Annotated in this window: 23 protein-coding genes; 18 read left to right on the forward strand and 5 right to left on the reverse strand. The window is 50.4% G+C overall.

All coding sequences use genetic code 11. The features are described from left to right. Both dpaL and GKG41_RS05960 read right to left on the reverse strand, forming a co-directional pair. The gene (gene dpaL, locus GKG41_RS05955; protein ID WP_154257630.1) at positions 1 to 1,209 is read right to left on the reverse strand and encodes a diaminopropionate ammonia-lyase; all 1,209 of its coding nucleotides are present in this window, start codon (positions 1,207 to 1,209) and stop codon (positions 1 to 3) included. Between the two features lie 42 nt (positions 1,210 to 1,251). Next, positions 1,252 to 1,884, reverse strand: coding sequence for a helix-turn-helix transcriptional regulator (locus GKG41_RS05960; protein WP_072848606.1), 633 nt, complete (start codon positions 1,882 to 1,884; stop codon positions 1,252 to 1,254). 208 nt (positions 1,885 to 2,092) lie between these two features. Between GKG41_RS05960 and GKG41_RS05965 the strand changes: the two genes are divergently transcribed. From GKG41_RS05965 to GKG41_RS06005, 9 genes are all read left to right on the forward strand, one after another. Beyond that, complete coding sequence (locus GKG41_RS05965; protein WP_154257631.1) at positions 2,093 to 2,329, forward strand: DUF3343 domain-containing protein; 237 nt, start codon at positions 2,093 to 2,095, stop codon at positions 2,327 to 2,329. Between the two features lie 26 nt (positions 2,330 to 2,355). Next, a complete protein-coding gene (xdh, locus tag GKG41_RS05970) occupies positions 2,356 to 4,917 on the forward strand; it encodes a selenium-dependent xanthine dehydrogenase (RefSeq protein ID WP_154257632.1) in 2,562 nt (853 codons plus the stop codon). 62 nt (positions 4,918 to 4,979) lie between these two features. Beyond that, positions 4,980 to 6,359, forward strand: coding sequence for a dihydropyrimidinase (hydA, locus tag GKG41_RS05975; protein ID WP_154257633.1), 1,380 nt, complete (start codon positions 4,980 to 4,982; stop codon positions 6,357 to 6,359). 15 nt (positions 6,360 to 6,374) lie between these two features. After that, complete coding sequence (yedF, locus tag GKG41_RS05980; protein WP_154257634.1) at positions 6,375 to 6,989, forward strand: sulfurtransferase-like selenium metabolism protein YedF; 615 nt, start codon at positions 6,375 to 6,377, stop codon at positions 6,987 to 6,989. A gap of 12 nt (positions 6,990 to 7,001) precedes the next feature. After that, complete coding sequence (yqeB, locus tag GKG41_RS05985; protein WP_154257635.1) at positions 7,002 to 7,883, forward strand: selenium-dependent molybdenum cofactor biosynthesis protein YqeB; 882 nt, start codon at positions 7,002 to 7,004, stop codon at positions 7,881 to 7,883. Beyond that, positions 7,855 to 8,574, forward strand: a complete 720-nt coding sequence (gene yqeC / locus GKG41_RS05990; RefSeq protein WP_173015526.1) for a selenium cofactor biosynthesis protein YqeC — start codon at positions 7,855 to 7,857, stop codon at positions 8,572 to 8,574. The genes yqeB and yqeC overlap by 29 nt, the downstream gene beginning before the upstream one ends. Positions 8,575 to 8,667: 93 nt before the next feature. Then, on the forward strand, positions 8,668 to 9,711 hold the full coding sequence (locus tag GKG41_RS05995) for a DUF3089 domain-containing protein (protein WP_154257637.1): 1,044 nt from the start codon (positions 8,668 to 8,670) through the stop codon (positions 9,709 to 9,711). Positions 9,712 to 9,906: 195 nt separating this feature from the next. Next, positions 9,907 to 10,521: a nucleotidyltransferase family protein gene (locus tag GKG41_RS06000; protein ID WP_154257638.1), complete on the forward strand. Its 615-nt coding sequence runs from the start codon at positions 9,907 to 9,909 to the stop codon at positions 10,519 to 10,521. Next, complete coding sequence (locus tag GKG41_RS06005) at positions 10,505 to 11,356, forward strand: prepilin-type N-terminal cleavage/methylation domain-containing protein (protein WP_173015527.1); 852 nt, start codon at positions 10,505 to 10,507, stop codon at positions 11,354 to 11,356. The genes GKG41_RS06000 and GKG41_RS06005 overlap by 17 nt, the downstream gene beginning before the upstream one ends. Positions 11,357 to 11,443: 87 nt before the next feature. On the opposite strand, the gene GKG41_RS06010 is transcribed toward GKG41_RS06005, so the two are convergent. From GKG41_RS06010 to GKG41_RS06020, 3 genes are read right to left on the reverse strand one after another with little or no spacing between them, the layout of a single operon-like run. After that, a complete protein-coding gene (locus GKG41_RS06010; protein WP_154257639.1) occupies positions 11,444 to 12,682 on the reverse strand; it encodes an alcohol acetyltransferase in 1,239 nt (412 codons plus the stop codon). Between the two features lie 3 nt (positions 12,683 to 12,685). Continuing rightward, entirely contained in the window at positions 12,686 to 13,618 is a 933-nt protein-coding gene (locus tag GKG41_RS06015) for an alpha/beta hydrolase (protein WP_226902629.1), read from the reverse strand. A gap of 39 nt (positions 13,619 to 13,657) precedes the next feature. Beyond that, positions 13,658 to 14,512: a helix-turn-helix domain-containing protein gene (locus tag GKG41_RS06020; RefSeq protein ID WP_154257641.1), complete on the reverse strand. Its 855-nt coding sequence runs from the start codon at positions 14,510 to 14,512 to the stop codon at positions 13,658 to 13,660. 131 nt (positions 14,513 to 14,643) lie between these two features. Here GKG41_RS06020 and GKG41_RS06025 point away from each other — a divergent pair, with 131 nt between their 5' ends. The 9 genes from GKG41_RS06025 to GKG41_RS06065 all read left to right on the forward strand — a co-directional run bounded on the left by GKG41_RS06025 (position 14,644) and on the right by GKG41_RS06065 (position 24,565). Then, on the forward strand, positions 14,644 to 14,859 hold the full coding sequence (locus GKG41_RS06025) for a 4Fe-4S dicluster domain-containing protein (protein WP_154257642.1): 216 nt from the start codon (positions 14,644 to 14,646) through the stop codon (positions 14,857 to 14,859). Between the two features lie 17 nt (positions 14,860 to 14,876). Continuing rightward, positions 14,877 to 15,944 carry a 3-methyl-2-oxobutanoate dehydrogenase subunit VorB gene (gene vorB, locus GKG41_RS06030; RefSeq protein WP_154257643.1) on the forward strand — a complete coding sequence of 356 codons (1,068 nt, stop codon included), beginning with the start codon at positions 14,877 to 14,879 and terminating at the stop codon, positions 15,942 to 15,944. Then, the gene (locus GKG41_RS06035) at positions 15,945 to 16,670 is read left to right on the forward strand and encodes a thiamine pyrophosphate-dependent enzyme (protein ID WP_154257644.1); all 726 of its coding nucleotides are present in this window, start codon (positions 15,945 to 15,947) and stop codon (positions 16,668 to 16,670) included. A 14-nt stretch (positions 16,671 to 16,684) separates the two neighbouring features. After that, a complete protein-coding gene (locus tag GKG41_RS06040) occupies positions 16,685 to 17,224 on the forward strand; it encodes a 2-oxoacid:acceptor oxidoreductase family protein (RefSeq protein ID WP_154257645.1) in 540 nt (179 codons plus the stop codon). Between the two features lie 15 nt (positions 17,225 to 17,239). After that, positions 17,240 to 19,351: an acetate--CoA ligase family protein gene (locus GKG41_RS06045; protein WP_154257646.1), complete on the forward strand. Its 2,112-nt coding sequence runs from the start codon at positions 17,240 to 17,242 to the stop codon at positions 19,349 to 19,351. Positions 19,352 to 19,393: 42 nt separating this feature from the next. Next, a complete protein-coding gene (locus GKG41_RS06050) occupies positions 19,394 to 20,674 on the forward strand; it encodes an MFS transporter (protein WP_154257647.1) in 1,281 nt (426 codons plus the stop codon). Positions 20,675 to 20,700: 26 nt separating this feature from the next. Next, complete coding sequence (locus GKG41_RS06055; RefSeq protein WP_243140976.1) at positions 20,701 to 21,879, forward strand: Glu/Leu/Phe/Val dehydrogenase dimerization domain-containing protein; 1,179 nt, start codon at positions 20,701 to 20,703, stop codon at positions 21,877 to 21,879. A gap of 77 nt (positions 21,880 to 21,956) precedes the next feature. Continuing rightward, entirely contained in the window at positions 21,957 to 23,366 is a 1,410-nt protein-coding gene (locus GKG41_RS06060) for an AbgT family transporter (RefSeq protein WP_154257648.1), read from the forward strand. A 35-nt stretch (positions 23,367 to 23,401) separates the two neighbouring features. Then, positions 23,402 to 24,565 carry a M20 family metallopeptidase gene (locus GKG41_RS06065; protein ID WP_154257649.1) on the forward strand — a complete coding sequence of 388 codons (1,164 nt, stop codon included), beginning with the start codon at positions 23,402 to 23,404 and terminating at the stop codon, positions 24,563 to 24,565. Positions 24,566 to 24,723 lie beyond the last annotated feature (158 nt).

Below are 24,723 nucleotides of genomic sequence, written 5' to 3' on the forward strand. Positions count from 1 at the left end.
CTATTCGTACTGCTTGCCGCCCCACACAATTTCTTTGTAGCGGTCCGGGTCAGTATCCCCCTCTGTGGAGAACATGAGAACCCTGGAGTTCTCATCCAGTGCAAGGAATTCTCTCAGCTCTTTGTATTCATCCATCTGCATGACAGAAGCGATGACTCCCATTCCCACAGCGCCGGATTCCCCGGAGACTACCTGGGGATCTCCTTTGAAGGGGGCAGCCAGCATACGCATACCTTTGGCTGATACCCAGTCAGGGCAGGAGAGGAAAGCTGTCACGTGGTTCTTCAGAATATCCCAGGAGATGGTATTGGGTTCCCCGCAGGCAAGACCGGCCATAATGGTCTGCATATCCCCATCCACAAATCGAACGCTGCCGTCTTTGGCAACAGCTCCCTTGTAGAGGCAGTCAGCTACGGAAGCCTCCATAACAATAACCTTGGGGGGATTCTCCGGGTATCTGTTGGCAAAATAGCCCTGCACAGCCCCTGCCAGGGAGCCCACGCCGGCCTGTATGAATACGTGAGTGGGGCGTTCACAGCCATATTCATGAAGCTGTTCGTCTGCCTCCATAGCCATAGTCCCGTAACCCTGCATAATCCATGAGGGGATTTCTTCGTAGCCGTCCCAGGCGGTATCCTGAACCATAACGCCGTTAGGGGTTTTTTCGGCCAGGGCATTGGCCATGCGGACACATTCGTCGTAGTTAACTTCTTCTATGGTAGCCTGGGCATTCTCTTTCCGAATGTTTTCCAGACGGGTCCTGGTGGAACCTTTTGGCATCAGTACAACGGATTTCTGTCCTAATTTGTTGGCTGCCCATGCAACCCCCCGGCCGTGATTGCCGTCTGTGGCAGTGAAAAAGGTTGCCTGGCCGAACTCTTTTCTCAGTTCCTCTGAAGTGAGAACATTGTAAGGAAGTGCGGAGACATCTCTTCCTGTCTGTTTTGCTATGTAACGGGCCATGGCGAAGGAGCCGCCCAGTACTTTGAAGGCATTCAGCCCGAAGCGGTAGGACTCATCCTTTACGTACAGCTCTTTGATTCCCAGATAGTCTGCCATGTGCTGCAGGCGGGCAAGGGGTGTCTGGGAATACTGGGGAAAGCTCTCGTGAAAGGTTCTTGCCTTCACTACGTTTTCCAGAGACATGACAGACAGCTGTGTGTCATCTGTCTTCGGCATCTCATTGGGTGTCCATTTCATTTGTTCCATTGTAAAAATCCCTCCTAAAATATTTTTGCTGCATCGGTTATGCTACTTGTTTACATCGGTATAACTATATAAAGTATATTTGGAAATACCAAAATAATTAGCAACCTTATCCCCGGATTTGGTAATCAAAAATGCACCGGAGTCATTCAGAAACTGAATGGCCTTTACTTTGTCTTCCTTTGTCATAAGAGCCACCGGTTTGCCCACAAGGGCCACGGATTCTTCGATGAGCTGATCCAGCAGATCGTTGACATTTCTGGTGATCTCTGTGGTTTTTGCCTCCGTATCCTTTCCCTGAGTGTCTGTAAAGGAGTGGATGGCGGTTTCCACCATCATAAGCTTTGTAATATCATAGTTAATAGAGAAAATGTAGTGGATGACTTCATGTTCATCCCGGATATAGAAGGTGGAGGATTTTAAAATCCTGCCGTCGGATGTCTTCGTGAGATAGCCGGCACGGTCTTCCAGTGAGTCGGGATCCTGTTTGAGCGCTTTTAGTACTACGTTGGATGGGCCGTCGCCCAGCTTGCGGTTTGTGATATGTCCGTTTTCCAGGTATACAATTGAGTGCTCCAGATCCTGGGTTTTTAAGTCGTGAATTACAATTTCACAGTCTGAGCCGAACTGCTGGGCCAGCCCATGTGCAATTTGTTTCAGTAAGGTCAGTCGCCCCATAATAAACTCCTTTCTCTGTGCTGCCAGACGTTGTTTATAAGTCCATCATAACACACTTTTTTCAAATTACAAGAGTTTTTTACAAAAAAATTTAGGCAATCTAAAACTTTTTTGATTTTCTTTCCCGGAAGTATTGCTATTTAAATAATCAGGTGGTATATTTAAGGCATCATAAGTAAGAAATAAAACCAAAGAAGAGGGTATTTACATGCGGGAGAGAGTCTTAAAACTAGTGATAACTTTTCATACAACAGCACATGCTATGGCTATGGAGCAAAGATGCAGGGAGCGGAATCTTCCGGGAAGGCTGATACCTGTGCCCAGGGCTATCTCGGCAGGCTGCGGAATCTCCTGGTGTGCAGACATCAGTGACAGACAGGCGTTGGAGGAATTTCTGAAGGACAGCCAGATTGAGGCAGAAGGGGTTTACGAAACATTAGTATAGGCAGTAAGGTATTGGGAGGTTAAAGAATGTTTACATTTAAAGTGAATGGAAAGGAATGTCAGAGCAGCCGGGACGGGAGGCTGATTGACTATCTGAGAGACGAACTGAGACTGACAGCAGTGAAAGAGGGGTGCAGCGAGGGAACCTGCGGAACCTGTACCGTAATTGTAGACGGAAAAAAAGGGAAGGCTTGTATCCTGAAGCTGTCAAAGCTTGAGGGAAAAAGCATTACTACCGTGGAGGGAATCCCGGAGGAAGAGATGAAGGTATATGTCCACTGCTTTGCGGAAGCGGGGGCGGTTCAGTGCGGCTTTTGTATTCCGGGTATGATCATCTCCGCTAAGGTCCTTTTGGATGCCAATCTGAATCCTACCCGGGAAGAGGTAAAAAAGGCCATACACGGGAACATCTGCCGGTGCACCGGCTACCAGAAGATTGAGGATGCTATCCTCATGGCAGCAGAATATTTCAGAGAAAAACGTATAATTCCGGAGGATCCGGAGCATCTGGGTCTTACCCAGCGGTTTAAACGGGTGGATGTGGAGGAAAAGGTCAGGGGGACCGGGGAATTTGTTGACGATATTATACTTCCGGATATGGCCTATGCAAAAGCGCTTCGGAGTCCTTATCCCAGAGCCCGTATTCACAAGATTGATATCACCCGGGCGCTGGCTCACGAGGACTGCGTGGCTGTGTATACCGCCAAAGATGTTCCAAATAATGTCTGCGGACATATTGTTCAGGACTGGGATGTTCTGATTCCAGAGGGAGGAATTACCAGGTATATCGGAGATGCCATTGCGCTGGCGGTTGTGAATCATAAGGAAAATCTGGAGGAAGTGCTTTCTCTGATCCAGGTGGATGCAGAAGAGCTTGTTCCGGTAACGAATCCCATAGATGCCTTAAAAGAGGGCGCCCCAAAGGTACATGAGGGCGGCAACCTTCTGACAAAGAAGGTGTGTAAAAGAGGGGATGCAGAGGGCGCCATTGCCGGCTCAAAATATGTGGTAACCCGTCATTACAGCGTACCCTTTACAGATCATGCTTTTATGGAACCGGAATGCGCCATTGCATTTCCCGAGGGGGAGGACGGCGTACATCTTTACACAGCCGGACAGTCTGTGTATGATGAACAGCATGAGATTTCAAGTATTTTGAAGCTCCCTGCGGAAAAGGTGATTGTGGAGAGCAAGCTGGTGGGCGGAGGCTTCGGGGGAAAAGAAGATATGAGTGTCCAGCACCATGCGGCTCTAGCGGCGTGGCTTGCCAAACGTCCGGTAAAGGTGAAGTTTTCCAGAAAGGAAAGCCTTTTGGTGCATGTAAAACGCCATGCGATGGAGATGGATTTTACCACTGCCTGTGATGAGAATGGATATCTCACAGGGATGAAGGCAGTGCTTTATTCTGACACCGGCGCATATGCTTCCTTAGGCGGACCGGTACTGGAACGGGCGTGCACACACGCGGCTGGGCCTTATAATTACCAGAATGTGGATATTGTGGGATACGGGGTTTATACCAACAATATTCCGGCGGGGGCATACCGGGGATTCGGGGTGACCCAGAGCTGCTTTGCCACCGAATGCAATCTGAATCTGCTGGCAGAGATGGCAGGCATTACTCCCTGGGAAATCCGCTACAGGAATGCCATACGGCCCGGGCAGACGCTCCCAAACGGGCAGATTGCCACACAAGACTGTGCCCTGGCCCAGACTCTGGAGGCAGTAAAAGAGGTGTATGATTCCCATCCGTATGCGGGGATAGCTTCCTGTATGAAGAACAGCGGGGTAGGTGTAGGAATCCCTGATATTGGAAGATGCCGGCTTACTGTGGAAAACGGCAAAGTTCATGTACTTACCAGCGCCGCCTGTATGGGACAGGGAGTGGGGACTGTGACCATCCACATTGTCTGTGAGATTACCGGACTTTCCCCTGCACTTCTGGTGCACGAGAGGCCCAACACAGAGAGAACGCCAGATTCCGGAACTAGTACCGCATCCCGCCAGACATTGTTTACAGGGGAAGCCACAAGAAGGGCATCCACACTTCTGAGAGAGGCACTGGAAGAGAAAGGCTCACTGGAAGCACTGGAGGGGACCAGCTATTATGGGGAATACCTGGGAGAGACAGACCCCATGGGATCTTCCAAGCCCAATCCGGTCAGCCATATTGCCTATGGCTATGCCACCCAGGTAGTGATCCTGGATGAGGCCGGAAAGGTAACGGAGGTAGTTGCCGCCCATGATGTGGGAACGGTAGTAAATGTGCAGTCCTGCGAGGGACAGGTGGAGGGAGGCGTTGTGATGGGACTGGGATATGCCCTTACGGAAGACTTCCCTATGGTAGAAGGAAGGCCCACACTGAACTATGGAAAACTGGGACTTTTAAGAGCCAGCCAGACACCGCCGGTTCAGGCGATCCTGATTACTTCAGATGAAGTGCTAAAGGAAGCCTGCGGAGCTAAGGGAGTAGGGGAGATCTCTTCCGTTCCCACAGCTCCCGCCTGTGCCCATGCCTATTACCGTTATGACGGAATCGAGCGAACAAGGCTTCCACTGGAGAATACATTCTACAGGAAAGCAAAATAATAACAGAGAGCCATTCACCGGGGTTCGGATGTATGGAGGAAGATGGAAATGGAGGAATGAGGATGAAGCAATTACTAAAACACGGCACGGTAGTGTCAGGGGTAGGCTGCTGCAAGAAGGACATTTTAATTGAAAACGGAATTATCAGGGAAGTATCTCCGGAGATATGCGACGGGGAAGCCCAGGTAGTTGATGCCAAGGGAAAGCTCATCTTCCCGGGGTTTATTGATGCTCATACTCACATGGATCTGCCGGTGGCAGGAACGGTTACCGCAGACGATTTTTACTCCGGAACCCGGGCGGCTGTTGCGGGGGGGACCACCTGCATTGTAGACTTTGCCACACAGTACAAGGGGGAGACGCTGGAAGAGGCATTGGAAAACTGGAACAAAAAGGCGGAGGGAAGGTGCTCCTGCGACTATGGATTCCATATGGCGATCTCTGATTTGGAAGGGGCCGGGGAAACCCAGGTACAGGCCATGATTGACGCCGGGGTGAGCACATTTAAGCTTTACATGACGTACCCGGATATGCTTTTGAGAGATGGGGAGCTCTACCGTATCTTAAAACAGCTGAAAAAACAGGGCGGGATCGCCGGGGTTCACTGTGAGAATGCCGAGGTGATCGATGCTCTGACTGCAGAGGCAAAAGCGGCCGGGCATCTGGGACCGGATACCCACCCCAGGGTGCGGCCTGCAGGCCTGGAGGCGGAGGCGGTAAACCGTCTGCTTGCCATCGCCAAGGAGGCAGATGCACCGGTGATTGTGGTTCACCTGACCTGCTGGGAGGCATTTGCCAAGATTCAGAGAGCCCGGGCTAGAGGGCAGATCGTATTTGCAGAAACCTGCCCTCAGTACCTGCTTCTGGATGAGAGCTGCTATAAAAAGAATGGATTTGAGGCTGCCAAATATGTGTGTTCTCCGCCGCTGAGGAAAAAGGTAGATCAGGAATGCCTGTGGGAGGCTTTAAAAACAGGGGATATCCAGACCGTTTCCACAGATCACTGCAGTTTCACTCTGGCGCAGAAGGAGATGGGAAAAGAAGATTTCACCAAGATCCCCAACGGTATGCCTGGCGTAGAAACCAGAGGAGTACTGCTCTATACCTACGGGGTAGAGGAAGGAAGAATGACCCTGGAGGAAATGTGCAGGGTGCTCTCGGAAAATCCTGCTAAGCTTTATGGGATGTATCCGAAAAAGGGCTGCCTGGAGCCGGGAAGCGATGCCGACCTTGTGATTCTGGATCCTCATAAGCCAGGGATCATCCAGGCAAAGACACAGGAATATAATATGGATTATGCACCCTTTGAGGGCTGGAATCTGAAAGGCACTATTGACAAAGTTTATCTGCGTGGTAATCTGGTAGTAGATCAGGGAAAGGTGGTCTCAGAAAAACAGGGACAGTATATTTCCCGGGGAAAGTATCAGACAGATTTCAACTAAAGGAGAACCACAGACATGGAAAAAACCATTGATGCCAGAGGACAGCAGTGTCCGAAACCAGTGATCATGACAAAAAAGGCAATGGAGGAAGCCGCTCCCGGTACAGTGTTGCTTGTACAGGCAGATAATGAGACTGCGGTGAGCAATCTGCAGAAGCTGGCCGTATCCCAGAATGCAGAATATGCATCTGTTCAAAAGGGAGAGAAACAGTATGAGGTCCGTATTACAGTCACTGGGGAGGGCAGAGAGGATTCAGCCCTTCAGCCAGCAGATGAAGACTGCTGCCTGCCGGAGGAAGATACGGTAGTAGTCATAAGTTCAGATAAAATGGGCGAGGGAGATGAGGCACTGGGAAGAACACTCATGAAGGGATTTATCTATGCCCTTACCCAGCTGCCGGTTCCTCCAAAAACTGTGCTTTTGTACAACGGCGGGGCTAAGCTTTCCTGTGAGGGATCGGATTCAGTGGAAGACCTCAGGGCTCTGGAGCAGGCCGGCACTGCTGTTTTGACCTGCGGTACCTGCCTGAACCATTACGGATTAGGAGAGAAGCTGGCTGCCGGTACGGTTACGAATATGTATGTGATTGCAGAGACACAGGCTGAGGCCGCCAAAATCATCAGACCATAAGGAGAGCGGAAGATGAAACCAATTATTGTCAGAGGGGGAGGGGATCTTGCGACCGGGACGATCCACCGTCTGTGCAGAAGCGGATATCCGGTCATTATCCTGGAGGCCGGGCAGCCGTCTGCCATCCGCAGGAGGGTTTCCTTCTGTGAAGCTGTCTATGAGGGAAGTATGACAGTCGAAGGCATTACCTGCCGTCTGGCAAAAGATTGGAGAGAGGCACAGAAAGCGGTGTCCCCTAGTTCCCCCGTACTTCTGGTAGATCCCCTGGGGGATATCCTGAGGGAATATCACCCGGACGTTTTAATCGATGCCATTTTGGCAAAAAGGAATATGGGCACCAGGCGGGATATGGGGAATCTTACCATTGCCCTGGGGCCGGGATTCACAGCGGGTGAGGATACCCATTACGTTATTGAGACTATGCGTGGGCATGATCTTGGCCGGATTATTTCCAGGGGAAGCGCCGTACCCAATACTGGGATTCCTGGAATCATCGGCGGTTATGGGAAGGAACGGGTGATTCATGCCGGAGGGGCGGGAAGGTTTTTCCCCCTGGCCGGGATCGGTGAATGGGTGGAAAAGGACCGGATTATAGGAAAGATACAGAAAAAGCCGGAAGATTCTGAGAACTGGATTCCCGTGAGAGCCAGTATCTCAGGAATTGTAAGAGGCATGATACGGGAAGGATATCCGGTAACAGAAGGTTTTAAAATTGCCGACATAGACCCAAGAGAGGATGCCGTACTTTACTGTGATACGATTTCCGACAAAGCAAGGTGTATTGCCGGAAGTGTGCTGGAGCTTGTATGCGCCTGGGAAGGGGGGCAGCAGGCCTGGCATGACCGGTTTGGCGAAGGAGAAAAAAGTGAATGGCTGGGAAGAACTGACGAGTGAAAAAGAGATTATTACAGTGATAGGTGCAGGTGGGAAATCTACCTGCATCCGTTATTTAGCGGAGAAATACGCAAGTATGGGAAAACGTGTGCTGGTAACTACAACAACCCACATGAGACGGCCTCTGACAGGCGCCTGCCTGAGAGGAACCGCAGAGGAGATCCTGCAGACACTGGAAGGGACAGGATATGCGGTTGCCGGCATCCCGTTGAAAGAGGGCAGTGTAGATAAAATAAAAGGGCTTCCCCCAGAGATACTGTCACGGGTAATAGCAAAGGCGGATGTTACCCTGATAGAAGGGGACGGCTCCCGGGGGCTGCCTGTGAAGGTGCCTGCCCCCCATGAGCCGGTGATTGTTCCCCAGACCACAAAAATACTTTTGCTTGCCGGACTTTCCTGTCTGGGAAGTGAACTGGGGGAGATATGCCACCGCAGGGAGCTGGCTGCCCGGATACTCAATTGCAGTCAGGAGCACAGAATCACACCGGAAGATCTGGCGGTGCTGCTCAGGGAAGGATATCTGCTCCCTCTGAGAGAGACAGGCAAAGATATCCCGGTTACCGTAATCCTGAATCAGGGAGATACCAGAGAACGCAGAGAAAAAGCGTCCAAGTGCAGGCAATTGATAAAAGATATGCCAGTGGTGATTACATCTCTTTCAAAGGGCAAAACTTATGATAGTATATTTTAATATACAGCAAGAGCTGTATATCCCCCCGCAGGGTATGCACGAAGAAGTGCCCTTCGGGCATAATATAAAGAATACCATGAGAGGAGTACTGTCATGAGGAAAAAACTGCTGAGTATAATTCTTCTGTTCCTCCTGGCTCTGTGGGGCTGCGGAGCACAGGACAGCAATTCCCGCGTTCCCGTTGCAGGGGAGGAAATAGTCCCTTCTAATTACGCAAAAGAAAAAAACTGGATGCTGTTGGAAGAGAAGGGGCAGAAACCTGTGGATGTCTTTTATCTTTATCCCACCAGCTGGGCAAGAAAAGATAAAAAGGATTATCCTGTCAGCACAATACAGGATAAAAATATGAGAAAGCGGGCAAGAAGTGTGGCGGCGTCCCAGGCAAGAGTTTTCGATATGGCCGGAAATCTGTATGCTCCCTATTACCGCCAGGTTGAGGCTGCATTTATCCTGGACAGGGATCAGGAGGAGCAGACAGCGTACTATGGAGGTGTGCCAAAAACAGACGCGATCGCTGCTTTTGATTACTATATCAAACACTACAATCAGGGCAGGCCCTTTCTCCTGGTAGGCCATTCCCAGGGTGCAGTGATGGTCAAGGAGATACTGTTTGACTATATGGATAAAAATCCTGAGGTATATAAGCGTATGGTGGCTGCCTATGTAATTGGCTACTCTGTCACAGAACAGGAGCTTCAGGAGCATCCCTATCTGAAATTTGCCGAGGGGCCGGATGATACCGGGGTGATTATTTCCTACAACACAGAGGCTCCGGGGATGACAGAAAAGAATCCCACCGTTCTGCCCGGAGCCATCTGTATCAACCCCATCTCCTGGACCAGGGACGAAACCCCAGCCTCTGCTTCTGAGAATGCCGGTTCTCTCATCAAAGTAGAAGGGCGGGAACAAAAGCTGGAGGGATTTGCAGATGCCAGAATTGACAAAGAGCGGGGAACGGTGATCTGCTCTACCGTAGATCCGGCAGTTTATCACAGCTCGGACGTGGGACACTTTCCCCTGGGGATATTTCACAGGTTTGATTTCCGGTTTTATTATTACAACCTGAAAGAAAATGCCCAGGAGAGGGTGGAGAGGTTTTTGGAAGAGTGGGACGGTGAGGAAATCCCGCGGCGGTAGGCTGTCTGGTTCGGGCGGGAGGGAGGCCTGGTTATGCAAACACTGCCGTCTGCGATCCTCCGCCTGCCGGCGAGCTTCACATACACAAAATTATAATTTTTACGTGACTTTTCCCAAAATGTTATATATGATAGAGATACTAAGTTCATTTCCGGACAGAAGGTTCAGAGGTGGCGGCCGGTGGGAGGAACTGAGATGAAGATTCATATGATTCTGCTGATGGCTGGTTTCAGTAAGAGATTTGGTGAAAATAAATTGCTTTACAAGATAGACGGAAAACCGATGTACCGATATATTGCGGAGGTTCTCACGGCGGTGCTGAGGGACCAGGCGGAGACAGTTTCTCTGACCGCGGTGACCCAGCATGAGGCTGTGCGCAGCGGGCTAAAAGAGATGGGGATACCTGTGCTCTGGAATCCTCACAGTGAGCGGGGGATTTCTTCTTCCCTCCAGATTGGCCTGGATTCTTTGCGGGGAAGGCGGCCGGGTGAGGAGAAAGAGGCAGTCTATTATGCTTTTTTTGTGGGGGATCAGCCTTATCTTCAAAAGAAGAGTGTGGAGGATTTCTTTCAGGCATTTTCTTGTCAGGACAAGAGGATTGGGTGCATGTCCGCAGATGGGAGGCCGGGGAATCCCGTGATTTTTCATGAAATGTATACCGATGAGCTGATGAACCTCTCCGGTGATGTGGGAGGAAAACAGGTTATGAGAAAGTATCCCCGGGACATTTTCTATTACCCTATTGCCGATTTCCGGGAGCTGGAGGATGTGGATCATAAAGAGGAGTCTGGCTATGAGGAGATGGATTAAACTACCAGGAGATACAGAGATGAAGGAATACAGAAGGGAATATAAGAAAAAGGGGTTTACTTTAGTAGAAGTTATTGTTGTGCTTGTGATTATAGGAATCCTGATGGCAATTTTAATCCCTGCGCTCACCGGATACATAAGCAAGGCAAAGACAAGAAGCTGTGAGGTGCGCCGGAGCAGCATGCAGCGGTATTTTAAGGCTGCCTATGCGGGGGAGGATGCCCTGAGAGAATGCACAGATATTGTGGAACTGAAACAGGCAGCGGGGCAGGATATTCTGGGGTATATGGTGAAGAACGGGTACTGTGAGGAGGAAGACACAGAGTGTCCGGTGTACCACCAGAAATACGAGGTAGACTTCTTTGTAGAGGCAGACGGGAAGATGAACATAGACTTTATCTGTCCCTGCAATGAGACCTCCTTAGGCGGATATCTGGCGCTTGCCAAGAACTTTTACGATGGAAAATTGGCGGATGGAAGCAAATATGATGACAGGAAGTATCTGATCGAAGATATATACAAGAAGCGGGGATCTCTGCTGAAAGTATCCTCCCAGTTTACCAAAGGCACTGCCTATGAGGGCGGAAAAGAGATGTACTGGAGACCCTATTACCTGAACGACGGCACTATGGTCATGTATGCCACCGACGAGAATTCCGCCTCCCATGCCCAGTGGAGGGGGGCGCTGATGTATGTAAACGGTAAGGTATACGAGCTGCCCGAGGGAGTAAATGAAAAACCGTATGGCAAGTCTATCTCCTGGCTTAACACTGTTCAGTCTTATGAGGAAGCGGATAAGCTGTTAGAGGAGAAAGGGTATCGGTTAGTAAAGTAAATATGGATAAAGCAGTAACTGTGAAAGCGGGGTCCGGCATTGGGGACATAATTCTAACAATGCCGGACCCCGCTTTCGCAGTTACTTTTAGGGAACCTCTGCAAGATCTAATCCCTCTGCTTTGAGAAACGACACTATATCCTCTTGGACGCTTACATCTTCCAGTTTTGAGGTAATGCTGAAATAGAAGGTATCCCGGTAGGAGCAGGCACACATTTGGAGTTTATCTGTGCTTGAGATTACTCCGAAGCGCCTGATGTATGGCTCATAGGACTTAGGCATTCTGAGGGCACTCATATTAGAAAATACAGCAGATACGTTACCGCTTCCCAGACCAGTTCCCAGCCGGATAAAGAAGTTTTTTATTCCCAGGGGAATGTATTTTAACAGCAGATTCTTTTCAATTCTCACATAATGGTTCATGCGGAAGGCCACCTGCTCCAGGAGCAGTTCCTGGGAAAAGCGTTTTTTCACATGCAGCAGTATATCCTCAAAGGAATCTTTTTTATGGAATCTATACTCAATTTCCATCCAGCCGAAAAAGTTTGTCATGGATTTCGAAGGATAATAATTTCTCAGGTTAACCGGAATCATGACTACAACCGGTTTTTTCTTCTGAGCTTCTGTCATCTTTCGGGAGAGCGCCTGAAGCAGGACGGCGGTTAGATATACCGTGATAGAAACCTGGCAGGCCCGGCTGTGCTGCAGAAGCTGTTTGACGGAGACCGTATATTCCATAATTTTCATATCAGCCTGGGCTACCTTCCGCCCCTTCATCTGATAGGCACGGCTGCTTTTTCTGATTTGTACCGCGGTACGGACCGGAGAATAATAGCGGGAGAAGCTGTCCTCCTCCTGTTCTTCCAGTGTCCCTGCGCCCCCGGCATCCTCCCCGTCAATCCTGTGCAGGAGGCCAAGATAAGCTTTCACAAGATCTGCCAAGAAACAAAATGCCCCGGTGCCGTCTGTCAATGCGTGAAACACCTCCAGATGTATACTGTCCCGGTTGTAGGTAACCTTATAGAGCAGATTATCACGGCCGGGCGAAAAAATGGCACTGCAGGGTACGTCTTTCTCCTTTTTTATCACAGGGCGGATACTGCTTGGCTCAAAATAATACCAGAAGTATCCTTTTTGTAACCTGCATTGGAACAGAGGATACTTTAAAATTACTTGCTCTAATGCTCTTTGAAGAACCTGGGGCTGTACGGGCTCATTTAATTTGCAGTACACCCGGAACACCCTGCTGTCCTTCTTCCCGGCTGCTGCGGGAAAGGCAATTGCGGCATTGTCAAGTTTTCTTCGTATTCTCTTAGGGGGATACATTGGCTACGCCTCCTTTAAAAACTGATTGATAATCTCTAAGCTTTCCTGCACATACAGATATTTTATGCCAAGAGCAAAATATCCATGCAGGGCATGTTCGATTCTTTTTACCGTAACCTCATTTCCGGCTTCCTTTAGTCTTCGCCCGAACTCCTCCCCCTCGTCTCTGAGGGGATCGTATTGGGCGGTCAGAATCAGGGTGCGGGGAAGATCTTCCAGATGTTCCGAGAGAAGGGGAGCAAAATAGGGGCTGTTCCGATCCTCCGCTCTGCTCTGGTACAGATTCATATATTCCTCCATCTTAACCGCAGTGAGGAGATAATCCCGGCCATTTTCCCGTACGGAGGGAAAGGGGGAGGTCTCTGTATAGTCATTCCACAGGGCAGGGTAGATTAAAATCTGCTGTCTTGGGCGGAAGGCATTCCGGTCTCTGGCCAGAAGCGTAAGGGCGGCAGTCAGACTGCCGCCGGCGCTGTCTCCCATAAGTGTGATATTCTCCGGTCTCACCCCTTTTAGGTATTGGCCGGAAAATAAGACCTCGGCAACTGCGTACCCATCCATCAGGGCAGTGGGGAAGCGGTGTTCCGGAGCCTTCCGATACTCCACGGAGAGTACCAGCTGATTCGTGGACTGGGCCATCCGGGAACATATGCGGTCATAAGTTTCAACACTTTCTGTCACCCATCCTCCCCCGTGGAAAAATAAAAGAACCTTCCCGCTGTACTGAAAGATCAGCTCTTCTTCCAGCATTTTTTGGGTGGGGAAGTAAATTCGTACCGGAACTTCATGGGTTCCATTCATAATATGTACATCCAGCTTCCTGGCGAAAATCCGCATAGGGTCCAGCTTCTTAAGCTCGGCAAGCCGTCTCTCTGCCTGTACATCCAGAGAACCATAGGAAAGCGCCCTCAGTACTTTTTTCACTGCATAATTCATAAGTTTTTTCTCCATATCTTAGCTGGTGGGAAGACAGTCTCAGTCGATGTAAGGTATATCTCCCGGTATCTGATCTTCCTGAAGCAGTACCTGGAAGGCGGTGAGGGGCCGCGTATATCCGATAAAATCCAAAAAGGCCTCCTTTTCCAGAATCAGAAGAGGCTTTATATGTCTCTTGCGGATAAACTGCAAAAGCGCGTCCGCCGCGTCCTCATAGGCTGAGTTACTCTCAAAATCAGAATTCTGATGGTTCAGACAGAGGTAGGTGCCGGCCGGAAGAACCCTGGAGTACATGGGAGGGTCATGAGCCACAGAATTAATATCCAGAAAAATCTCTGTCCGAACCAGCTCCTGATAGGGGAACCCGCAGGAAAAAAGAGAGCCGGACTGATAGGTGGTGACTTGATTTTCCTTGGCAATCTCCTGGTACAGTCCCTGGAAACGGCTGACCGCCTCGCTGGAGGATGGAGGACAGGTGCAGGGAACACTCAGAATCTTCCTCTCTTCCATAGGCCGGAGGTAGAAACCCTCCAGATTCTGTATCTTTTCGATGGAAGAGATATGGGCCTGAAACATTCTCAGCTTCAGAACATCTCTCTGGAGAGAGACCAGTTTTTCCTCCATAGCTGTCTGCAGGGTTTCAAATGCCTCATTCCAGGCAGGAAGCTCTGAGTGTTCAAACAAAAATTTAATCTCTGCCACTGAGACATTGAGTCTGCGCAGATACTGTATCATCTCTACCTGAAACAGCTGTTCGGAGCTGTAGTACCGGTATCCGGTTTCAGGGTCTACATAGGCGGGCTTTAGCAGTCCTACCCGGTCATAGAAACGAAGGGCCTTGATGGTCACATGTTTGATTTTTGATATTTCTCCGATTTTATAATAATTTTTCATAAATTTTAACTTTCTATTGACTCTCCCCTTAGGGGATATTGTAACATAAAATTACTAAATATTAAAGATAAAAATGCATTTTTTTAGACAAGTAGCACAATTGCGCACAAAAAGTAGAAAGGGAGAATAAAATGGAAAAAATTGTATTGCAACTGCAAAGATGTAAAGGCTGTTACAACTGCATACGTGCGTGTCCAAAAGGCGCAATCACAAAATCGGGCGCCAGCAACAAAAAAGGATATGAAGTGATCCAGGTGGATCAGGAGAAATGCATCGCCTGTGCAACCTGCTATACCGTCTGTCCCGACTATGTATTTGAAGTATGTAAACCGGAAAAAGGAGCGTAAGGAGGAAGATGCAAACTATGGAAAAAGGGTTAATGAAGGGAAATGAAGCCCTGGCAGAGGCTATGGTCCGTGCGGGCTGCCGTTTTTTCAGCGGCTATCCCATTACACCTCAGAATGAGATTCTGGAATATTTAAGCTGGCGGATGAAGGAAGCGGGAGGCGCTTTTGTACAGTCAGAATCAGAACTGGCAGCGATTAATATGGTGCTGGGCGCAGCCTCCGCAGGTGCCAGGGCGATGACCTCATCCTCCGGCCCCGGATTTTCACTGCTTCAGGAGGGAATCTCCTATCTTATCGCAGGGGATATCCCGGCTGTCATCGTAGACGTTGCCCGGTTCGGAAGCGGAATCGGAGAGATCAGCCAGGGACAGTGTGACTATAAGCTGGTCACCAGAGGCAACGGCCACGGAGACTCTCATCTTCTGGTGCTGGCACCGGCATCGGTACAGGAGAGTGTGGACCTGATGATGGAAGCCTTTCCACTGGCAGAGAAATACAGGCATCCGGTGATTATTCTTTCTGATGCCGCCATCGGGCAGATGGTAGAACCTGTCAGCTTTCCGCCTATGGAAGAGGTTGACATCGACCGGGATGACTGGACAGTGAAAGGCTGTAAGGGAGAGGAAGAGTCGAAAAAAATAACCAATGTATTCTATTACATGGACGACTATAATTCATTTCTGCGGGACAAATACCAGAGAATGACGGAGAATGAACAGCGTTACGAGGCGATTTGTGTGGAGGATGCCCAGCTGGTGCTGGTGGCTTATGGAATCAGTGCCAGAGTCTGCAAGGAGGCGGTGAGAAAGGCCAGAAGCCAGGGAATTCCCCTGGGACTGATACGGCCCATCTCTATCTATCCCTATCCGAAAAAAGCATTTGCCGAGCTTACAGGGGAATGTAAAGCGCTGATGACCGTGGAGATGAGCATTACCGGACAGATGGCCGAGGATGTGAAGCTGGCTGTGGAATGCAAATATCCGGTATACACATACGGAACCGGAATCAAGGTTCCAAAGAGTGCGGATGTAGTGAAATATGCCGTGGAAATATTAGAAGGCAAGATGGATAAGGAGGTATTTTAGATGGTTATTAAGGCACCGGAACGGATTACATATACAGACGGCCATTCCTTCTGTCCTGGCTGCGGCCATGGGATTGCCATTCGTCTCATCGGCGAAGCTCTTCAGGAGCTTGCCCTGGAAGAACAGGCCATTATCTCTCTGGATGTGGCCTGCGGGGGGATGCCCATTGATGTGTGGCGCTACGATACCATAGAGGCTGCCCACGGAAGGCCGGTGGCAACCGCAGTGGGAGTGAAGATGGCAAGACCCTCCCAGCCAGTGATTGCCTATCTGGGGGACGGGGCGGCATACTCTATCGGTATCGCGGAGACCCTACACTCAGCCAGAAGAAATGACAACATAACAGTTATTGTGCTGAACAACTGTGTCTTCGGCATGACCGGGGGCCAGATGTCTCCCACTTCTCTGCAGGGGCAGGTTACCAGCTCCTCCATCCATGGGAAAAGCATGGAAGAGGGAGGGGCCACTATGGATGTAGTCAGGATGCTGAAGGATATGGATATTTCGTATCTGGCAAGAGCAGCCCTATGCGATGCGGGGAATATTAAGAAGGCCAGGAAATATATTATAAAAGCATTGGAAAAGCAGATGAACGGGGAAGGGTATAGTTTTATCGAGCTTCTCTCTCCCTGTCCCACCAACTGGAATATGGATCCCGGCGTGGCTGCTGCATATATCAAAGAAACGATTCTGCCGGTATTCCCGACAGGGGAATTTTTAGGATAAGAAAGGAGGAGCATATGACTACAGAAATTATTTGCGCTGGCTTCGGCGGCCAGGGAGTGCTGACCACAGGGCTGATACTGGCTCAGGCGGCATACCAAAAGGGCTGCAGGCTGACCTGGTATCCCTCCTATGGCGCGGAGATGCGGGGAGGAACCGCAAACTGCAATGTAAAAATCAGCGATGAAGAAATCGGGAATCCATACTGCAGTGAGCTGGATCTTTTGATTGCAATGAATGAACCTTCTCTGGACCGGTTTGAAGATATGCTGAAGCCCGGAGGAGTCCTCTATTATAACTCAGATATGGTAGACCCCGGCCGCAGCTTCAGGAAAGATATCCAGGCCATTCCCGTGGCAGCCAACCATCTGGCCGCAGAGGCAGAGAATCCCAAAGGGGCAAACATCGCTGTCCTGGGGGCGCTGGCCAGAAGGGAAAATCTCTTTACCAGAGAGGAACTGGAGGAGGCAATGTGCGGCTTCTTCGAGAAAAAGGGAAAAGGTAAGTACAATGAGAAAAACAAAGCGGCATATCGTGCCGGGTATGAGGGAGTATAGAGAGGGGGAAACCGTGTGGACTTAAACCGGCTGCTGCGCCCGAGAAAAATAGCAATTGTCGGAGCGACAGAAAAAGAAACTATGGCAGGATTCGCCAGCAGAATGTTTATTGAACAGTGCGGCAAACGCCGCGGAGACTTGTACCTGGTCAGTCTCAAAAATGAAACTGTATTCGGGATCCCATGCTACCGTACCCTGAGTGAACTGCCGGGAACCATTGACCTGGCGGTGATCTGCACTCCCAAACAGACAGTCGCCGGCCTTTTAGAGGAGGCGGCCCAAAAGGGGGCAAAAGGTGCTGTTGTATTTGCCAGCGGATATGGGGAAACCGGGAAGGTGGAAGATAAAAAGCTGGAGGAGGAGCTGATCGATCAGTGCCAAAGACTGGATCTGGCCTTAATGGGACCTAACTGCGCCGGATTTCTGAATTTCGTGGATCGGGTATTCGCTTTTGGATTCCTCTTTCACGCCAGGGAATCCGCCGGCAGGGTAGGGCTGGTATCCCAGAGCGGCCAGGTTTGTATGGCGCTGATGGAGAGCGAGAAGACCAGTTTCTCCTACGTCATCTCTGCAGGAAACTGTAAAATTGTAAATATTGAGGATTATCTGGAATTTTTGGTGGATGACGAAGATACCCGGGTGGTGGCAGCCTATGTTGAGGGGATTCAGAATCCGGAGAAATTTGCAGCGGTGCTGAAAAAAGCCGCAGAAAAGAAAAAACCTGTGGTAGTGCTGAAAGCCGGGCGGTCGGAAAAGGGCAGCAGAGCGGCGGCCTCCCACACAGGGAATTTAAGCGGTTCCGATAAAAATGTAGATGCATTTTTCCGGAAATTCGGTGTCATCCGGGTGGATGACCTGGAGGAACTGCTCTCTGTATGTACCGCTATTGCAACCCTGCCGGTGCTTCCCAGAAGCAATAAGCTGGCTTTTGTCAATATTTCAGGAGGGGAGACTACCATCTCCGCGGACGCAGGATATCTTCACGGACTGAAGCTGCCCGACTTTTCCCCTGAGACTGCAAAGAAGCTGCGGGAAGTCCTGCCCGCCTTTGCCACAGCCCAGAACCCAATGGATCTCACCGGCGGCTCCAACGGGGATACCTTTGAACGGGTGGCTGATATTGTGCTGGAGGATCCGGGCATTGAGATGCTCATCACCTCTCTGCAGATTACAAAAAAGATCTCAGATATCACCATCTATGATTTCCTGAACGGTCTCATCCGGCACTGTGAAAAGGAACAGAAAAAGCCGGTGGCCGTGGTGCCGTTGATTGAATCCAGCAGAGAGGAAGAGGTGCTGGAACGCCTGCGGGCCGTAGGGGTACCCATTCTCCCTCCGCCCCACTATGGATACCGGGTCATAAAAAAACTCCTGGATTACACAGACTATCTGGAGACAATGGAAAACCGGACGCTTTCTATTGTAACTAAAAGTGAGGCCAGCGGGAGGGAACCGGTAAAAACTGCCCTGTCAGAGCATGAGTCAAAGCTGCTGTTTCAGAAATTCGGGATTCCCTGTCCCCCTGAGGAGATCGCGGAGACAGAGGAAGAGGCAGTGCAGGCTGCGGCTGCCATCGGCTATCCGGTGGTGCTGAAAATAGAATCCGGGGATATTCTCCATAAATCAGAAGCGGGAGGCGTGAAAGTAGGGATTGCCTGCGATGAAGAGGTGAGAACCGCATACCGCAAGATTCTGGAAAATGCGAAGAAGTATAATCCCCAGGCCTTGATTCACGGAGTTCTGGTACAGAAAATGCTGGAACCGGGCATGGAGGCCATCGTGGGAGTAACCTGTGATCCCCAGCTTGGACCTATGATTCTCACTGGTCTGGGAGGTATCTTTACCGAGGTATTCCAGGACGCCGCCCTCTATCCCGCCCCCCTGAATCTATGGGAGGCCAGAGAGATGATACTCTCTTTAAAGGGCAGTAAGCTGTTTCGCGGCTACAGAGGGAAACCGCCCCTTGACACGGAGGCTCTGGCCCGGGTGTTGGTGCAGGTAAGCAATCTGGCGGCAGAGTATAAGGATACCCTTGTGGAAATGGACATTAACCCTGTATTTGTATACCCCGATAAAGAGGGGGTCAGTGCTGCCGACGGGCTGGTGGTATTGAGTGAAAAACCATAACAGAAGCAACGGGAAGGCGCAGTGCGCGAAAGGAGGAAAGGGATGGAACAGAAAAAGGGTCTTGGCGGATGGGTGATGGCCGCATTAATGATCGCAGGACTATGCTACGCGGCATCATACTCCCTGCCTTATATTAAAGGTGTATTTTATGGTCCCATGATGGAGGCAACAGGCGCTTCCAACACGCAGCTGGGGCTGATCATGTCCGTGTATGGGTTCGGAAATATTGTGTTTAACCTCATCGGGGGATTTGTGACTGATAAACTGGACTACAAAAAATGTATCGTTGTGTCCCTGTTGGGGACCACAATTTTAAGTGTCTGGCTGGCGCTGGCTCCGTCGGTAATTAACATGTATATTATCTGGGGGCTGTTCGGACTGACCACATTCTTTGTGTTTAACCCCGCAATATTTAAAATGCCCCGTATGATAGTTCCGGATGAACTGGTAGGAGAATCCATTGGATTTTTTTCCTTTGCCCAGTCCATCAGCTATATGATCATTAATTTTGCCTCCCTGTATGTGTATAACCTGTCGGAGAACAAGGTCAGCCAGGCAACGGCATTTTCCAGGGTAGTGTGGACCTATGCGGCGTTTACCCTGGTTGCGGCTTTGGGCTGCATGCTGGTGTTCAGAAAGGTCAAGGATGTGAAAAAAGAGGGAGAAGAGGAAGATAAGTTCACCTTCAGCCAGCTGTTGCTGGTTATGAAGGAGCCGGGGCTCTGGATGATGATTATCTGCGGGTTCTGTCTATACTCCACAACCCTTACCGCATCGTATTTTGTTCCTTATTTCCATGATGTGTTCGGAGTTGCCATTACCTTTGCAGGCGTGCTGGGCGTGCTGAATATGTATGGAGGCAGACTCTTCAGCCCTATTTTGGGCAAGATTGCTACAAAGACAAAGTATGTCTCCCGGATGGTAGTGTTCGGGGCAGTATTCCTGATTACTCTGTTTGTGCTGGTACTGCTCTTTGCAGCCTATGTGCCGGTGGGAGTTCTTGTGGCCGTATCTCTGGGAACCGGAGTACTTTCCACACTCTTTACCAACATCTGTCTGGCTATGACACCGGAGGCCAATGTGGCCAGAAATGCAAGCGGGACGGCTATGGGGCTGTATGCAGCCATCGCCTATGCGCCGGATCTGTTCCAGCATACGCTGTTCGGACACTGGCTGGATAAGTACGGAAATACGGGATATATTTATATGTTTATATTTACCCTGGTACTTCTGACCGCAGGGGGGATCAGCGCCTTCCTTCTGTATAAGAAGAGCAGGAGAGAGAATGTATTTGGAGATGCCCCAAAGAAGGCAGAGGCATGAGGAATCAATTGAAGGAGGATATGAATATGCTGAATAAACCTTATATTGTAATTGAATGGAATGATACGGAAACGGATGCTGTGGGCTGGCTGTGCTGTTTTAACTTTGTGAGCAACTACTGCAGCGGCGGCCTGCGGGTACACGAGACGGTTACCAGAGAAGAAGTAATTAAGCTGGCCACGGGAATGGGATACAAATACGCTGCCTGCCACTCCAAAGTGGGGGGCGGAGCCAAGGCCGGCATCCGGTATGACAATACAAAACCGGATAAACTAGAGGTAGTAAAGCGCTTCCTTCTGGCCATAGCCCCCTATCTGGAAAACGGAGTATCACTGGGCGGCGATCTGGGGATTGGATACGGACAGGTGATGGATCTGTACAAAGAGCTGGCCATCCCGGGCGTTCCCCATCTGGTTGCGAAGAAATATGAGAGCGACCCTAAGATTATCCAGGGATTAAAGGACAACGATACCTTATTTGATATGCCGTACAGAGGCTTTGTGATGTACGATGCTATAACCGGCTACGGAGCGGCGGCAGGGCTGGATGAGAGCTGGAAGCAGATGGGCGGCGGGCCTGGAGCCACTGTTATGATTCAGGGCTTCGGCGCTGTTGGGACCGGGGCAGCCCGTTGTCTCAGCGAGATGGGCTACAAGGTTGTGGCCATCAGCGATGCCAAGTGCATGGTATACTGTGAGAACGGCCTGGACGTGGATCTCCTTATAAACTCTGTAAAAGACAGAGGCTATCTGAACCAGGAAGCCTTCCTTCCGGAATATCAGGTGATGAAGAACACGCAGTGGGAGGAAATCGCCTGTGACATCTTTATGCCGGCAGCTCTGGACGGGGTGATCAACGAAAAGAATGCTGAAAAGCTGCAGTTTAAGCTGATTGTGGAAGCTGCCAATATACCCACCACTCCAGAGGCAGACGTGATTCTGGAGAGGAGAAATATCCCTGTGGCACCTGATTTTATCGTAAATCTGGGAGCGACCAGACTCTGCGACGCAGTGCCCTTCGGACTGATTCCCCTAGAGCCACAGGCTCTTGTGGACGACTCTCAGAATATTATCCGGGATCACATCAGCAATCTCTTCCGTATGAAGAAGGAGCAGGGCATTACCCTTCGGGAAGCAGCCAGGATCCGCTGTCAGCCGCTGCCCTCCGAGGCGCCGGATGTTGACTGGCAGGGAAAAAATAAATAACAGTCAGGATCGCAGGGAGCCCCCTGCGATCCTCCTTTGCTATCTCCACAATAATCCATGGAAAAGGCGGGCAGGCTATGAAGAAAAGAGAAAAAGTAAAAAGAAAGGGGATTCCGGTCCCCAATGTATATGTTTTGATGCTTTTTGTAGTGTTAATCTGCGGGATTCTTACGTATGTAATTCCTGCCGGCGAATACAGCCGGGTAACAGGAAGCGGGGGACAGGAGGTAGTCGATCCTGACAGCTTCCGTTATGGAGAACAGACGCCTGTAGGCATTATGGGGCTTCTGGAAACCGTTCCACAGGGACTTGTGGAATCTGCGGGAATGATTTTTCTTATCTTTATCTTGGGGGGAGCTTTTCAAGTGGTACAGGAGACAGGGGCAATTCACACAGGAATTGCGATTCTGACAAATAAACTGGGAAAAAAGGAATTTGTGGTAATTCCAGTAATGATGTTTTTGTTTTCTATGGGAGGAGCACTGTACGGAATGGCGGAGGAGACCCTGCCCTTTATACCCATTATGATCCTTCTTGCTACGTCTGTGGGATATGACTCCCTGGTGGGAGCAGGGATTGTGCTTGCCGGCTCCACCGCAGGATTTGCCGCTGCGTTTCTGAATCCGTTTACTGTGGGGATCGCCCAGGGAATCGCGGGCGTTCCCCTGCTTTCCGGCATGGGACTGCGGGTAGCTCTCTATATCTGTATGGTTTCCCTGGCCATCGGCTATGTGCTGCGGTATGCCCTGAAGGTAAAAAAGTCTCCGGAGATCAGCCCAGTGCGGGAGATTGACCGGGGCAGGACAGATCGCCTGAACCTGGAGGAAACTCCAAAGCTTACCGCCGGTCAGATTCTGGTGCTTTTGACCTTTGTGGGGACTATTGCAGTGCTCATATACGGAGTGTTTCGTTACGGGTGGTATCTTCAGGAAATCACAGCCCTCTTTTTCGGGATGTCTGTGCTTGCCGCTGTATTTACGGGAATGTCTCCCAACAGATACGGAGAAAATCTGGTCAAAGGAATGACGGGGATCGCCGGGGGAGCTCTTGCCGTTGGATTCGCCAGATCCATTTTGGTCGTCCTGCAGCAGGGAGGTATACTGGATACTATATTGTACGGGATAGCAAAAGGGGTTGCCTGGCTACCGGCTCAGATTTCGGCCATGGGAATGTATCTCTTCCAGTGTCTGCTGAATTATGTGATTCCCTCCGGGAGCGCGCAGGCGGCTGTATCCATGCCCATCATGGCCCCTCTGTCCGATTTGGTCGGGGTTACCCGGCAGACGGCAGTCCTGGCATTTCAGCTGGGAGACGGGATTTCCAATATTTTCACCCCCACTTCGGGCTTGTTAATGGCAGGACTGGCTCTGGGGAAGATTCCCTGGAATAAGTGGGCCAGATGGATCGGCCCTCTGATTCTTCTGGAGTATCTACTGGGTGCTGTCTTCATCATTATTGCCCAGGCCATTCATTACGGGCCGTTTTAGGGGCAGGTGCAAAATGAAAGAATAAGGAGCAGAATATGAAAGAAAGAATTGTGCAGGAAATAAAAAGACACCGGGAAGAGATTTTTCAGATTGCCAGGGAGCTGTATGAGCATCCGGAAATAAGCGAACAGGAGTATTTTGCGGAAAAACTCCTGACGGAGCATCTGGAAAAACACGGTTTCCAGACAGAGCACGGGACCTGTGGAATACCCACCGCGTTCACTGCTGTCTGTAAAGGGGGAAGGCCGGGCCCAAGGATTGCATTTCTGTGCGAATACGATGCATTGGAGGGGATTGGTCACGGCTGCGGGCACAACCTTATCTCTGCCATGTCCTTTGGGGCTGCCCTGGGGCTGAAGGCTGTGCTTGAAGAGACCGGAGGAGAGATTGTGGTCTTGGGGACCCCTGCGGAGGAAACCAACGGCGCCAAGGTGGCAATGGCCAGGGAAGGCATTTTTAAGGATATCCTGGCAGCGCTCATGCTTCATCCGGACAGCGTATCCAAGGAAAGCGGAAGCTCTCTGGCCCTGGACGCCCTGCGTTTCCGCTTCCGGGGAAAGACAGCACACGCCTCTGCGGCGCCGGAAAAGGGGGTCAATGCGCTGGATGCCGTACTCCTTATGTTTAATGGAATCAACGCGCTCCGCCAGCATGTGACAGACGATGTGCGGATGCACGGAATTATCGCTGAGGGGGGACTGCGCCCCAATATTGTGCCTGATTATGCGGAGGCGAGATTTAATTTCCGGGCTGCGGAAAGAAAGAACCTAAATGAGGTGGTAGAAAAAGCAAAGGAATGTGCCAGGGGAGCGGCCAGGATGACAGGGGCGTCCGTGGAGATAGACTACTATGAGCTGTCTAATGACGATATGGTGACTAACCCGGTGCTGGGAAGACTTATGGCCAAGAATTTCAGGTATATGGGTGAAACAGAGGTACGGCCTGCCAGCCGGGAGATGGGTTCCATGGATATGGGAAATGTAAGTCATGTGGCTCCGGCCGCCCATGGCTTCATCGGTCTGGGAGACCACGAGCTGGTGCTTCACACAAAAGAAGTGGCGGAGTGTACGGTTTCTGAGAATGGAAAGAAGGCGGCAGAGAGAGGCGCATGCGTCCTGGCTCTCACCGGGTATGATGTATTGGCATCTGCAGAGGTGCAGGAAGAGATACGCAAAACATTTGCCGGAGAGGGAAGGTAAACGCTCCCAGAACTTTACATGCCAAATATCATTTTTTGCATTTACGAAACTGGATAAATATGATAAAATTTAAAGACTAAAGGATATGTGATTTATCTTAATAGCAGCTGCACCTTCTGGCAGGAATGCCAGGGTGCGGCTGCAATTAAAATTAAAAT

Source organism: Lactonifactor sp. BIOML-A5 (genome assembly GCF_009677585.1).
Lineage (GTDB): Bacteria > Bacillota > Clostridia > Lachnospirales > Lachnospiraceae > Lactonifactor.

Excerpts from the sequence above, each read along its gene's own strand:
- dpaL (WP_154257630.1), bottom strand. The coding sequence starts at position 1,209 with ATGGAACAAATGAAATGGACACCCAATGAGATGCCGAAGACAGATGAC.
- GKG41_RS05960 (WP_072848606.1), bottom strand. The coding sequence starts at position 1,884 with ATGGGGCGACTGACCTTACTGAAACAAATTGCACATGGGCTGGCCCAG.
- GKG41_RS05965 (WP_154257631.1), top strand. The coding sequence starts at position 2,093 with ATGCGGGAGAGAGTCTTAAAACTAGTGATAACTTTTCATACAACAGCA.
- xdh (WP_154257632.1), top strand. The coding sequence starts at position 2,356 with ATGTTTACATTTAAAGTGAATGGAAAGGAATGTCAGAGCAGCCGGGAC.
- hydA (WP_154257633.1), top strand. The coding sequence starts at position 4,980 with ATGAAGCAATTACTAAAACACGGCACGGTAGTGTCAGGGGTAGGCTGC.
- yedF (WP_154257634.1), top strand. The coding sequence starts at position 6,375 with ATGGAAAAAACCATTGATGCCAGAGGACAGCAGTGTCCGAAACCAGTG.
- yqeB (WP_154257635.1), top strand. The coding sequence starts at position 7,002 with ATGAAACCAATTATTGTCAGAGGGGGAGGGGATCTTGCGACCGGGACG.
- GKG41_RS05995 (WP_154257637.1), top strand. The coding sequence starts at position 8,668 with ATGAGGAAAAAACTGCTGAGTATAATTCTTCTGTTCCTCCTGGCTCTG.
- GKG41_RS06000 (WP_154257638.1), top strand. The coding sequence starts at position 9,907 with ATGAAGATTCATATGATTCTGCTGATGGCTGGTTTCAGTAAGAGATTT.
- GKG41_RS06005 (WP_173015527.1), top strand. The coding sequence starts at position 10,505 with ATGAGGAGATGGATTAAACTACCAGGAGATACAGAGATGAAGGAATAC.
- GKG41_RS06010 (WP_154257639.1), bottom strand. The coding sequence starts at position 12,682 with ATGTATCCCCCTAAGAGAATACGAAGAAAACTTGACAATGCCGCAATT.
- GKG41_RS06015 (WP_226902629.1), bottom strand. The coding sequence starts at position 13,618 with ATGAATTATGCAGTGAAAAAAGTACTGAGGGCGCTTTCCTATGGTTCT.
- GKG41_RS06020 (WP_154257641.1), bottom strand. The coding sequence starts at position 14,512 with ATGAAAAATTATTATAAAATCGGAGAAATATCAAAAATCAAACATGTG.
- GKG41_RS06025 (WP_154257642.1), top strand. The coding sequence starts at position 14,644 with ATGGAAAAAATTGTATTGCAACTGCAAAGATGTAAAGGCTGTTACAAC.
- vorB (WP_154257643.1), top strand. The coding sequence starts at position 14,877 with ATGGAAAAAGGGTTAATGAAGGGAAATGAAGCCCTGGCAGAGGCTATG.
- GKG41_RS06035 (WP_154257644.1), top strand. The coding sequence starts at position 15,945 with ATGGTTATTAAGGCACCGGAACGGATTACATATACAGACGGCCATTCC.
- GKG41_RS06040 (WP_154257645.1), top strand. The coding sequence starts at position 16,685 with ATGACTACAGAAATTATTTGCGCTGGCTTCGGCGGCCAGGGAGTGCTG.
- GKG41_RS06050 (WP_154257647.1), top strand. The coding sequence starts at position 19,394 with ATGGAACAGAAAAAGGGTCTTGGCGGATGGGTGATGGCCGCATTAATG.
- GKG41_RS06055 (WP_243140976.1), top strand. The coding sequence starts at position 20,701 with ATGCTGAATAAACCTTATATTGTAATTGAATGGAATGATACGGAAACG.
- GKG41_RS06060 (WP_154257648.1), top strand. The coding sequence starts at position 21,957 with ATGAAGAAAAGAGAAAAAGTAAAAAGAAAGGGGATTCCGGTCCCCAAT.
- GKG41_RS06065 (WP_154257649.1), top strand. The coding sequence starts at position 23,402 with ATGAAAGAAAGAATTGTGCAGGAAATAAAAAGACACCGGGAAGAGATT.